Annotated in this window: 13 protein-coding genes and 1 other annotated feature; of the genes, 6 read left to right on the top strand and 7 right to left on the bottom strand. The window is 53.4% G+C overall.

All coding sequences use genetic code 11. The features are described from left to right. A partial coding sequence (locus QZR21_RS05560; protein WP_296974187.1) for a TIGR02452 family protein occupies positions 1-691 on the bottom strand: 691 nt, incomplete at its 3' end. A gap of 63 nt (positions 692-754) precedes the next feature. Further along, positions 755-1,210 (bottom strand): hypothetical protein, encoded by a 456-nt coding sequence (locus QZR21_RS05555; RefSeq protein WP_296974184.1) that lies wholly within the window; start codon positions 1,208-1,210, stop codon positions 755-757. 568 nt (positions 1,211-1,778) lie between these two features. After that, positions 1,779-2,021 (top strand) — a binding site (T-box leader). A gap of 83 nt (positions 2,022-2,104) precedes the next feature. On the opposite strand from QZR21_RS05555, the gene ilvD reads away from it, so the two are divergent. The 3 genes from ilvD (at position 2,105) to QZR21_RS05540 (ending at position 5,500) form a co-directional block, all read left to right on the top strand. After that, positions 2,105-3,757, top strand: coding sequence for a dihydroxy-acid dehydratase (gene ilvD / locus QZR21_RS05550; RefSeq protein WP_296097979.1), 1,653 nt, complete (start codon positions 2,105-2,107; stop codon positions 3,755-3,757). A gap of 13 nt (positions 3,758-3,770) precedes the next feature. Further along, positions 3,771-4,778 carry a bile acid:sodium symporter family protein gene (locus tag QZR21_RS05545; protein ID WP_296097977.1) on the top strand — a complete coding sequence of 336 codons (1,008 nt, stop codon included), beginning with the start codon at positions 3,771-3,773 and terminating at the stop codon, positions 4,776-4,778. A gap of 155 nt (positions 4,779-4,933) precedes the next feature. Continuing rightward, positions 4,934-5,500, top strand: coding sequence for a hypothetical protein (locus QZR21_RS05540; RefSeq protein WP_296097975.1), 567 nt, complete (start codon positions 4,934-4,936; stop codon positions 5,498-5,500). A 248-nt stretch (positions 5,501-5,748) separates the two neighbouring features. Here the strand turns inward: QZR21_RS05540 and QZR21_RS05535 are convergent, their stop codons facing one another. The 5 genes from QZR21_RS05535 to QZR21_RS05515 form a co-directional block, all read right to left on the bottom strand. Next, positions 5,749-6,210, bottom strand: a complete 462-nt coding sequence (locus tag QZR21_RS05535; protein WP_296974180.1) for a low molecular weight protein-tyrosine-phosphatase — start codon at positions 6,208-6,210, stop codon at positions 5,749-5,751. 204 nt (positions 6,211-6,414) lie between these two features. After that, complete coding sequence (locus QZR21_RS05530; protein WP_296097971.1) at positions 6,415-6,978, bottom strand: nitroreductase family protein; 564 nt, start codon at positions 6,976-6,978, stop codon at positions 6,415-6,417. Between the two features lie 2 nt (positions 6,979-6,980). Next, on the bottom strand, positions 6,981-8,039 hold the full coding sequence (acgM, locus tag QZR21_RS05525; protein WP_296974177.1) for a radical SAM/SPASM domain protein, ACGX system: 1,059 nt from the start codon (positions 8,037-8,039) through the stop codon (positions 6,981-6,983). Between the two features lie 36 nt (positions 8,040-8,075). Further along, complete coding sequence (locus tag QZR21_RS09100; protein WP_363926447.1) at positions 8,076-8,348, bottom strand: hypothetical protein; 273 nt, start codon at positions 8,346-8,348, stop codon at positions 8,076-8,078. Between the two features lie 178 nt (positions 8,349-8,526). After that, entirely contained in the window at positions 8,527-9,462 is a 936-nt protein-coding gene (locus QZR21_RS05515; protein WP_296097966.1) for a hypothetical protein, read from the bottom strand. Between the two features lie 163 nt (positions 9,463-9,625). Here QZR21_RS05515 and QZR21_RS05510 point away from each other — a divergent pair, with 163 nt between their 5' ends. The 3 genes from QZR21_RS05510 (at position 9,626) to QZR21_RS05500 (ending at position 11,663) form a co-directional block, all read left to right on the top strand. After that, positions 9,626-10,534, top strand: a complete 909-nt coding sequence (locus QZR21_RS05510; protein WP_296097964.1) for a LysR family transcriptional regulator — start codon at positions 9,626-9,628, stop codon at positions 10,532-10,534. A 123-nt stretch (positions 10,535-10,657) separates the two neighbouring features. Beyond that, a complete protein-coding gene (locus tag QZR21_RS05505; protein WP_296097962.1) occupies positions 10,658-11,236 on the top strand; it encodes a nitroreductase family protein in 579 nt (192 codons plus the stop codon). A 31-nt stretch (positions 11,237-11,267) separates the two neighbouring features. Next, a complete protein-coding gene (locus tag QZR21_RS05500; RefSeq protein WP_296097960.1) occupies positions 11,268-11,663 on the top strand; it encodes an OsmC family protein in 396 nt (131 codons plus the stop codon). The last annotated feature ends 172 nt before the right edge of the window (positions 11,664-11,835 follow it).

The raw sequence follows: 11,835 nt of genomic DNA, 5'->3' as shown, positions 1-11,835 counted from the left end.
CCCGGGCCACATCTTGGGGATTGTGGAGGAAGACGCCGCAGCCCCAGGCACCCAGGGTGATGGAGTGGCAGCCGGTGGCGGCGAAGAGGGAGAGGAGCCGGAGGATTCTTTTTTCCATGATGGACCGGATGAGGGCGGCCGGTTTTTCGGCGGCGGGGCCCCGGAGGTCTATGGCTGCGGCGGTGATGACGGATGTCGTCTTCGGCGGTCCGAAGGGGGCATAGTCTTTTTCGGCGCTTTTCCGGAAGATTTCTACCTGGGGAGAGAAGACCATGCTCTCGGAGCCATAGATGCGTCCGGCCCTTCGGTTCTCTTCGTAGAAGGGGGCGGCCATGGGGCCGGCGAGGGAGGCGTAGAGGGTGCTTTCCCTGCACAGGGCTTCCTCCTGGGACGAGGCGCCGTAGAGGTAGCCGCCGCCGGGGGTGAAGGCGTTGGCAAAGTTCAGGACGCCAGTCCCTGCGTGGTCCATGGTGTCCCCTTCCTCCACGGAAATGCGGCCCTGTCGGCAGGTCCCGGTCCATTCCGGTTCTTCCGCCAGCCGGTCCAGCGCTTCGGGGGAAAAGATCCGGGCTTCCCGGAGCCGGGAAAGGGGAGAGAGGGAGAAGGTCTTCCCTCCGGCTTCATAGGTGCCTCTTTTGATAAGTCTTTCGTTTTCTTCGGCCCCCTGCCGGTTTCGTTCTATTCTGTCCATAGAAAAAGCCTCCTTTTCTGCTTTCATCATACGGCAGAAAAGGAGGCTTTTCCATTGAAATTCTTATTCAATCCAGCTTTTCAGTTTTTCCAGCAGTTTTCGGCAGGCCGTGTCAGAAGCGTGGAAGGCATCTTCAAAGGAAGCACCGTCGTAGGGGTTTGCAATGCCCCCTTCATAGCCGGCCTGGGCAGAGAGAAGGGAGATTTTGTTGTCCACGTCGCCGCCCATGGTATTGAAGAGCCGGGGGTCCTGGGGATTGTCCATGAGGAAAATGTAGTTGTACTGGTCGTAGGTACCCCACTCCAGGGGCAGCGCTTCCTTCGACGTGCAGGGAACGCCGTGGGCGAGGAGCACTTTCTGCCCTTCTTCGCAGAGGGGGCCGCCCTTCTTCTCCAGCCGGGCGGAGGATACGTAGATCTGGTCCGCCAGTCCCGCTTCTTTGACGAGCTGTTTCATAATGAATTCCGCCATCGGCGGTTCGCCGCTTCCGGTGTGGGATAAGAAAAGAAGTCTGATCATCAGGGTCCCTCCTCGGTTTGAAATTATTTATTTTTATTATATCCTGTTTCTGTCAAAAAGGGGTAAAGGGAATTTTGCGAGGCTGGGCATTCCCGTTCCCGTTTTTATGTGTATATGCGAAGTGGCTCAAGGGAAATGGCCTTCGGCCAAGGGGAAGGTGCGGCGCATCCAATTACAGGGCGCCGCGAATGATGTATTTGGCGGCTTTGCCGCTGGATAAAAAATCCATGCCGCCATATGAATTGATGCGGCATACCAACCCCTCGGGCGAAGCCCGTTACCCCTGGGCCACCTTGCCGCAGGCATTCCCCTTCAGCCACTTTGACACAAATCATTAAAGAAGATGATCATCTCTATCGCTTTATCAAGCTAAATAAAAATCCCCATTGACAGGAGATTTCCGGCAGGCGTATAATCACATCAACTTCCAAAGAGAAAAGCCCTGGAAGGGAAAGAGTAGTCTTTGCAGTGGGATCCAAGAGAGCCGCGGATGGTGTGATGCGGTATCCGGCGGAAGATGAAGTCGTCCCTGAGGTTCAGTGCCTAATTTATTTCGTGCTGAATATATCCAAAGCCCTGGAAGGGAAAGAGTAATTTTCTTCTGACAGATCATAGAGAGCCGGCGCATGGTGAAAGCCGGTATCTTCGAGAAAATGAAAATCATCCCTGAGGTTCAGTACTGAAATAACGGTAAGTGCTGACGTTTGTCCTGCGTTAACGGGAACGCGTATGTTGGTACGTTGACGAGTGTCTGTGGCAGTAATGGCACAGGAACAAGGGTGGTAACGCGGAATTTCTATCCGTCCCTCATTTTAAATAATGGGGGACGGATTTTTTTATTCCATTCCGGGTGACAGGAGCTTGAGAGGTAAGGAAGAGGAAAGGGGAAAACAGATGAGAAGTGACATTGTAAAAAAGGGAGCGACCCGCTCCGCACACCGTACATTGTTCCATGCCATGGGATACTCCAACGAGGACCTGGCAAAGCCGATGATCGGCATCGTGAATTCGTTTAATGAAATCGTACCGGGCCATATGCACCTTCGGGAAATCGCGGAAGCCGTGAAGCTCGGCGTCGCCGCTGCCGGCGGCACACCGGTGGAATTCCCGGCCATTGCCATCTGTGATGGTATCGCCATGGGCCACATGGGGATGAAGTATCCCCTGGCCAGCCGGGAGCTGATCTGTGACTCCATCGAAGCCATGGCCAATGCCCACGCCTTTGACGGGCTGGTGCTCATTCCGAACTGCGACAAAATCGTGCCGGGCATGCTCATGGCGGCGGGACGCCTGAACATTCCGGCGGTGGTTGTCAGCGGCGGCCCCATGCTGGCGGGCCGGTGGAAGGGAAAGAATATTTCCGTCAGCACCATGTTCGAAGCGGCAGGGAAATTCGAAGCCGGTGAACTGTCGGCGGAGGAAATGGAACAGATGGAATTTCATGCCTGCCCGGGCTGCGGCTCCTGCGCCGGCCTCTTCACGGCAAATACCATGAATTCCCTCACCGAAGTACTGGGCATGGGACTTCCCGGAAACGGAACCATTCCGGCGGCCTACTTCGGTCGGCGCCGGATGCTGGCAAAGAAGGCGGGGGAAGTGATCCTGGACCTGGTCAAGCGGGATATCAAACCGAGAGACATCATGACCCTGGATGCCTTCAAGAATGCCATCGCCGTGGATATGGCCATCGGCGGCTCCACAAATACGGTGCTCCACCTGCCGGCCATTGCCCATGAAGCGGGGCTGGACCTGCCGCTGGACCTGTTCGACGACATCAGCCGCCGGGCCCGGTACATCACGAAGATGAGCCCCGGCGGTACCTACCACATGCAGGACCTGGACGAAGCCGGCGGCATTTCCGCCATCATGAAGGAATTGACGAAGCTGGGCCTCATCCATACGGACTGCCTCACCGTCACCGGCACCATCGGAGAACGGATCGAACATGCGGAAATCGAAAACCATGAGGTCATCCATTCCGTGGACAATGCCTACATGAACAAGGGAGGCATCGCCATCCTGAAAGGAAACCTGGCACCCCACGGGGCGGTCATCAAGGAAAGCGCCGTGGATCCGGACCTCCTGGTCTATGAAGGAACGGCGAAGTGCTTCGACTCCGAAGAAAGCGCCATCAAAGCCATTACGGGAGGAAAAATCCACGAAGGGGACGTGGTGGTCATCCGCTACGAAGGGCCGAAGGGTGGCCCGGGAATGCGGGAAATGCTGAACCCCACCGCCGTCATCACAGGCATGGGCCTCAAGGTAGCCCTCCTCACGGACGGCCGGTTCTCCGGAGCCAGCCGGGGCGCCTGCATCGGCCACATTTCCCCGGAAGCCATGGAAGGCGGCCCCATCGGCCTCATCCATGACGGAGACCGGATTTCTATCGACATTCCCCAGCGGAAGCTGGAGCTCCTTGTGAGCGATGAAGAACTGGAAAAGCGGAGAAAAGAATGGAAACAGCCGGAACCGAAGGTCAAGACCGGCTACCTGTCCCGCTATGCCCGCCTCGTAACCAGCGCCAACACCGGGGCGGTATTGAAATAAAGGAGGAAACCCCATGAAAAAGTTATGCGCCATGATCGGCAAGTATTTCGGCATCATCGCCATCCTGTTCCTGATTCTCGGCTTCACCATGCCGGAAAATTTCAAATGGGTATTGAGTAAAGTAGGCGGCATCTCCGTCCTCACCTTCCTCCTGGGCATTGTCATGTTCGGCATGGGTACTACCCTGTCGGTGAAGGACTTCGTCCTTGTCTTCAAACGGCCCCGGGACGTATTCCTCGGCGCTGTGGCCCAGTTCTTCATCATGCCGTTCCTGGCCTTTTCCTTGGCCACCATTTTCCAGCTGGACCCGGCCCTGACGGCTGGCGTCATCCTCGTAGGTACCTGCCCCGGCGGCACCTCTTCCAACGTGATCACATTCATGAGTAAGGGGGATGTGGCCCTGTCCGTCACCATGACCAGCGTGTCCACGGTCCTCTCTCCGATCCTGACGCCCGCCATTACGTACCTCCTCATCGGCACGAAGATTGCCTTTGACCCGGTGGGCATGTTCCTCTCCATTGTACAGATCGTTATCGTTCCGATCTGCCTGGGCGTTGCGGTGAAGACATTCCTGCCGAAACTGGCAGCAGCGGCTACGGACTATACCCCCGCCATTTCCTCCATCGCCATTTCCCTCATCATCGCCGGCGTTATCGGTGCCAGCAAGAACGCCATCGTTGCCAACTTCGGCATTATCCTGCTGGTTGTCATCCTCCACAACTGCCTGGGCTATGCCCTGGGCTTTGCAGTAGCCCGTCTCACCGGCCTTTCCTGGAAGAAGGCGGTGGCCCTCTCCATCGAAGTGGGCATGCAGAACTCCGGCCTCGCCGTAGGCCTGGCGAAAGCTCATTTCGCCGCTATGCCTGCAGCCACCGTTCCGGGGGCTATCTTCTCCGCATGGCATAACATTTCTGGCGCCATGCTGGCATGGCTCTATGTGAACGTGCTGAACCCCCGTTTCGATCCGGAACTCCGGAAAGAAATGGAAGCTCTCCGCGCTCCAGCCAAAGAATTGGCCTGACCGGTAAGGTGAATGGCTGATGCCCCCATTCAGCGGAATGGTTTACCGAAGTCAGCCATTGGCCACCAGCAAAAAGCACTGCCCCTTTGGACAGTGCTTTTTGCTTACCCTTTTTCTCCGGCAGGACTACAATAGAAGGAGAAAGAAGGGATACCATGTTTGGATTATCACCGGTGAAAGAAGTGATTACGGGGCAGTTTCTGCTGAGCCTGGGAGCCCTGTTTTATACGGCCTGGTGGCTTGTGGCCTTCCGGCCGGGAGTAAGAAGCGGCGGCGCCCTGTCGGCGCTGCTCTTCCTGCTGCTGGCGGTGTCCGGCCTCTCGGGGGTGGGGCTTTCTGCCCACGGGGTCCACGAACTGCCGCTGCCGCCCTCCTGGATCAGCTCGGGCATGATTTTTATCGTTGCGGCGGCAGCCTATTTTCTGCTGCTGGCAGGGTCTTTGAAACTTTTCGGGCGGAAGCCAACCACGGAGCTTCTCCTCATCGTCTGCTGGGCGGTGCTGGAAATCCTGGTACTCGGCGTGCTCCATGAAAGGGGCCTGCTCCTTCATGGAAGCTACGGGGCCGCCTGGTTCCTCGTGGCCGCCGCCTCGATCCTCGCCTTTGCGGCCTATATGGCGTACTACCGCATGGATGACCACACGGCCTATATCACAGGAGCCATTCCCCTCCTGGTGGACGGGGCGGTGACGCTGTATATGGGATGGGGATCGTTGATGTAGTGGCTGCGGCTTATGTTCCCAAAGTGTAGAAAAATCAGGAATCAGGAATTAGGAATTAGGAATGAATGTGGCGGCGCACAAATGATATGGCGCCGCCTTTTTTATATATCCATAAGCAGACAGGACGAATGAGTGGGGAAAGGAAAACTGCCTGCGAGCGAGGCTGCTTCTTCACCAGTGCCTGCTTCAAGGCCAAAGCCCTGTCCGAAGGACACAGTCCTGACGAAGTTATAGCCCTGTACGAAGGTTTATTTCACCAGGAATTCCAGCTTTCTTAATATTCCTTTACATCCTTTCACCACATCGTCGTAGGTTTTCTCGTAGTCATTGGTGAACCAGGGGTCCGCCACGTCTCTGTTCTCTCCGGCCCAGGAGAGGAGGAGGAATATTTTATGGTCCGGATCATGATGGGTCAGATAGGCAAGGTCATGGAGATTTTCCTGGTCCATGGCGATGATATAGTCCGAATTTTCATAGTCTTCCTCCGTAATGAGGGAGGCTTTTCTTTTGGGGTGCGGAATGTGGTGCACGTCCAGGGTCCTCCGGGCGGGAGGATAGATGTCATGCCCAATTTCTTCGGTGGTGGCGGCCCGGGAGGCAATGGAGAAGCGGCCGGCAAGGCCTGCCTTTCGTACCATGTCTTTCAGCACCATTTCCGCCATGGGAGAACGGCAGATGTTGCCGTGGCAGACAAAAAGTATGTTTATCACGTTTCCTTTTCTCCTTCTGCAGTGAAATGATTATGTGTGTAATATTCTTTCATTGTAGCAGAAAATGTGCTGCCTTTCATTGAGAGAATTCCCAAAGAAAAAACTGTTGCATATACCGGTATGCAGCAGTTCTTTCTTTGACTGTCCTATTCCTCTTTCAATCACTGGATCTTTAGAAAACCATGCATTTTGCAAACAGAAGGCTCAGCGGTAAATGACATCGGCATAATGGCGGGACGGCCGCTTCGGGTATGGGCCTTTGCAGTATCCCATGGTGACATAGGCCTGGGGAGCAAAATTCTCGGGGATTCCGAATGCTGCCTGCAGGGCCTGGCCTTTCTCTGTTCCCAGAGAATTCAGGACTTCACCGACAATACAGGTGGATACTCCCTGCTCATAGGCGGCCAGTGCCATGTTCTGGGCAAGAATATAGGCATCGGCCGGAGAAAAGTAGAAATTTTTCGGTCCGAAAAGAGCCACCACCATAGGCGCATTGTGGAAAGCGCTGGGGGACTTCTCAATGGCTTCCTCTGTAGGCAGGGAGACGATGCCCCTGTTGAAATTCCGGATTATGGTGGTGTGTGCTTTTCCGATATATTCGATTCCATCCCTGTTTGTCAAGACTACGGTGCGGATGGAGTTCCGGTTTCCTGCATTAGGACTGAAGTCCATGACTTTCAAAATGTCCCGGACCTGTGTCTCAGGGACCATCCGGTCCTGAAAATTCCGGACCGACCGTCTTCCTTTCATCGCTTCCATGAGTTCCATGATTATTCCTCCGCTTTCATAGCACCGTCCACATCAGCCCAGCACTGGGGGTCTTCGGCATAAAAATCACCATAGGTCCCTTTGGCAACGGCCGGACAGCCCCTGCACCAGGCCAGCAGTTTGCATCTCTTGCACTTGCTGAAACGGTTATACTCCCGATAGGCTTCCATGGGCTTCAGCCAGAGATCTTTTAAACGGTCTGTAAAGACATTTCCCACTTTGCTTTCCGCCACTCGCCGGCAGGCATAGACGTCGCCGGTGGGCAGGATTGTGATGTGGCAGTTGCCGCAGTTGCAACCGCCGTAGATCATGCCTTTTTTTACATTTGCCGGAATCCGGAACTCCCCGGTTTCATACTGATACAATGTCCAGAGATGGTCTTTCCGGTTGAAATAGGTCACGCAGTCCGGGTCCTGCTCGTATTTTTTATATTTCGCATCGCAGATGGCCAGGAGTTTCCGGTATTCTGCCGGGCTGATGCCGGTGCTCTTTTTATTGCTGGTGGGAACGTACCGGGCAAAGGCGAAAACATCGGCCCGGTACCTGACCACCGTATCAATAATTTCCGGCAGTTCCCGGTAATTGACCGAGGACACCGTTGTCATGACCACCGCCGTAATGCCAGCCTTTCGGATCATCCCGATTTTTTCCAGGGTTTCCACAAAAGAGCCGGGCTTACGGAACCAGTCGTGGGTCTTTCGCCTGCCATCAATGGAGAGCTGGTACTTATCGCAGCCGCAGTCCTTCAGCCGCTTCAGGTTTTCATCTGTCAGATGAAAGGGGTTGCCGAGAATGGTGAAGGGAATATGCCGTTCCTTCAAAAGTTCCATCAATTTCCAGAAATCAGGGTGGAGGATCGGGTCACCGCCGGTAATATAGAAATAGGGGAGCCTTCTGAAGGTCCTGCAGAATTCTTCCACATTATCTACCACCTGCTGCATTCCTTCCCAGGACATGCTGTCCAGTTTCTTGCAGGCATTTTCTGCAAAAATATAGCAATGCTTGCAGCGCTGGTCACAGGCTTCTGTGATATGCCACTGAAAGGCGAAATACTGACTCATGAATCCTTCCTCCTGTTTCCTTATACTACTTATCGATTATTTCGATGCGCCGCAGGCGGAACCGGGCTTTTCGTCAGGTTTTGCAGCACCACAGGCACTTCCGCAGGCGGAAGCCGGTTTTTCTTCTGGTTTTGCTGCGCTGCAGGCAGAGCTCGGTTCTTTTTCAGGCTTTGCAGCACCACAGGCGCTTCCGCAGGCAGAAGCCGGCTTTTCTTCCGGCTTTGCTGCGCCGCAGGCAGAGCTCGGCTTTTCCTCGGGCTTTGCAGCACCACAGGCGCTGCCACCGTCAAATGCTGCCTTTTCATCCATCATTTTGCTCCATCCAAATAAGTTCTTTAATGCCATAATAATCATCCTTTCTGCAGCTGTCTTCTGCAACATCTATCGGGTACAACCCTACTATACCCGTGGCCTATAGGGTTGTGAAATAAATAAATGGTATCATTTATAAAGAAATCGAATTAATCAATAGACCATAGGGGACAGCTTATTCTTTGTAGAGGAAATCGGCGGTCATCATCAGGTAGTTGTCGCCCTGGTAATTGGGGAATGCTTTTCTGGCGGCCTTTACGAAATCTGCTTTATTCCTGTTTTCAGAAGCAAGCCGCTTCATGGCCTTGAGGTAGGCCAGCTTTTCAGCGACTGCCTCCTGTCCTTCCGGTACGTTGTGGCCGGTGAGCACCAGCGCATATCCCGCTTTCCGGTACTGCTGCATGGAGGCAATTTCTGCGTCCATGTGTGCTGTGCTGGTGAGGATATTATGGGTATGGGAACCCATCATGTGGCGATAGACCACATTGATCTGGGGAAGCTCGATGCTGTAGGCTGCATCACCGGCAGGCAGGATATGGAAAAGGATGCCGCCTATATCGACATACTGTCCTTCTTTCAGAATCTTTGCCCCGGCCGGTAATTGATCTGCTACCGCTGGGCCGAAACCTTTATCGAAACTTGCGGTGAGGTTGTAAATGCTGCCGCCTTTCTGCCAGTTCTTCAGGGCGGTCTCCGTAGCATACACTTTGGCACCGTAAGTACCAGCCCCATTGGGGTGGTAGGCCATCAATTCACCGGCTATGGGTTTCTTCAGAGATTGAATGTATTCGGCCCATTCCCTGTTATTGGCTTTAAAGGCAGTGGATTCCAGCAGCACCAGGTTTTTATCAGTTTCAAACACGTAAGTCTCATCACCCAGTGGGTCCTTGCTCTGGTAAGCATGAATTTTGATACGGCCGAAATCATAGACCGCCACGGATCCGAGCTTCAGATTTTTGACAGCCGGACGGGATACCTGGGAAGCTGCTGCGGACGACGGGGAAGCCGCCATATCCGCTGCCGTTACGCCAGATGGAGCCTGCAGGCCAAGAACTGACAGCGAAACCATAAGGACCAGCACCCCTTTTTTCAAATAGGAATGTTTCATCATACCACTCTTCCTTTCACGTTAGTCAACTTTCTCTTTACTTCAAGCAGGGGGATAGGCATTTCCCTGTTACGCTGTCAGCATAGCATGGATAGTGAATCCCGTGAAATGAATATATGGTATAATTAATGAATAAACCGTATTAATTTTGGAAGGAGGAATCCTGATGAACACGACCCAATTGGAATGCTTCACCACCCTGGCCAATACGCTGAATTATATGCGGGCTGCGGAGGAGCTGAATATGACCCAGCCCGCCGTGTCCCGGCAGATCCAGTCCTTGGAGCAGGAGCTGGGAACCCAGCTCTTTCACAGGACCACCCGCACCGTTTCGCTGACCCAGGTAGGGGCCCAGTTCCTGCCGGAAGCGCAGTCCATGCTTGCCTCTTATTATCACAGCAGGGAATGGATTTCCCATTTTCGGAATGACTTTCATCACGTACTGCGTATCGGTTATATGGATACCCAGGCCATGCCCCTTTTGACCAGGTTTTTGCGGCCGGTACTGGAAAAAAACGGGAAACTGGCCGCAGAATTCACGCTGGACCAGACCGATGCTAACCTGCAGCGCCTCGTAAGCGGGAAACTGGACCTGGTATTTACCATTAAAGACGCCAAATTTGCTCACGAAAGTGTTGTCTTTACACCGCTCCACGAAGAACGGTTTCACTGCGTCTGCCGCAAGGATCATCCGCTGGCCCAAAAGAAAAAAAGAAAACACAATAAAAGCGTTTCCTCTGAAGAACTGTTGCCGTACCGGCAGATTTTCGACATTCCTCCGTACCTGTTGAAGCATGTCTTCTCCCGGGGCCACCGCATCCTGCCGGTTAATGAAGAAATGGATAATATCATCTGTGCCAACGCCAGTGAAGCCTGTGCCCTGGCCCTGTGCGGCGTGGGATATGTCCTCCTGCCGGATTACCTGCTGCCTTCTCACAAGGAACTGGCAGTTTTCTCCTGGCCCGAATCTCCGGTGACCCAATTGGGAATCTACAGCCTGAAGGCGGCCCTGGGGGATAAGGAATCACCGGCGTGCCAGGTCATCCGTGAAGCTCGGACCTATTATGGCAGCTGATGACTGATTAATGCGGAATGCGTATTAATAATGCGATAGTCATATTTTACAAAGACCCTCCTGACTGATACTATACGAATATAAGCTTTCATGGCTTATATGGTTTACAGTCAGGAGGGTTTTATGGATTTTCTGAAATTAGTGAAAGACCAGCGGTCTATACGGAAATATACGTCTGAACAGATTTCGCGGGAAGAAATGGATATGATTCTGGAAGCAGGGGCCTGCGCTCCCAATGCCGGCGGCAGCCAGCGGAACATGTTCGTTGGTATCCGTGATGCGCAGCTCACGCACCGTATTGGCAGGATGAATTATCGCCCTTTTCACCGGGGCGAAGTGAACGTCAGCCACGTATCGAGGGAGCAGCCCAGCCTGATTGACGACGGTTCCATTAAAGACGGGTTTTATGGAGCACCGGCGGTCATCGCCATCTTCGGGGAAAAGGATTTTCCCTTCAGCATTGCCGATGCCTTTTGCGCTGCGGAAAATATGCTCCTCATGGCGACAGATCTCGGCCTGTCTTCCTGCATCGTTTCCCGGGGAGAAGAAACCTTTTCTACCGCAGAAGGACAGGATCTGCTCACCCGGTGGAAAGTGCCGGTTAACTATATCTGCCGGGTCTTTGTTATTCTGGGGCACCTTGCCGGAACATTGCCGCATCGCAAACCGATAAGACCGGGAAGATGCCTGGTTGTTGAATAAAAGTACGGATATTAGTAAGGAGGAATCTGTTATGAGGCACTGTAAAGTTGTTTATCTGGGGAATAAAAATCAATCGGTCCGTCTGGAAGGAAACGGGCAAACCATGGTCACGGAAAATGATGCGTCCCGTCTTCTGCCATCGGATATGCTGGCTCTGGCGCTGGCAGACTGCGCAGAAACCGTACTGGCTTTGGTGCTGGAACAGAAGCATCTGGATTTTTCCGGTTCCTATGTGGACGTGTCCAAGGATGCGGATTTTGAAAATTATAAGGTCAAAGCCATCCACCTTACGTTCCACCTGCACAAAGAATACAGCGAGGAAACCCGCAAAGAAATTCCCCACATCCTGGAAACCATGTGCGTTGTCGGCCGCAGCCTCCATCCTGATGTAGTCAAGGATTATAAATTCCTTTTTGATGTAAAGTAAAGAAACTGCAGGAAACCATTTTTCGGTTTGAAAAGAAACGACGGACATCCCCATGAGTCCAATACAGGCAATCTGAAAGCCATGAATCTATGCATACAAAAGTAGATTCATGGCTTTTTTAAGGAAGCACTGATTAAATCGTTGTCAGATTTCATTCTTGGATTTTTATGCA

The organism is uncultured Dialister sp., assembly GCF_900541605.1.
Classification (GTDB): domain Bacteria; phylum Bacillota; class Negativicutes; order Veillonellales; family Dialisteraceae; genus Dialister.
This window is presented reverse-complemented; position numbering and strand designations above follow the sequence as displayed.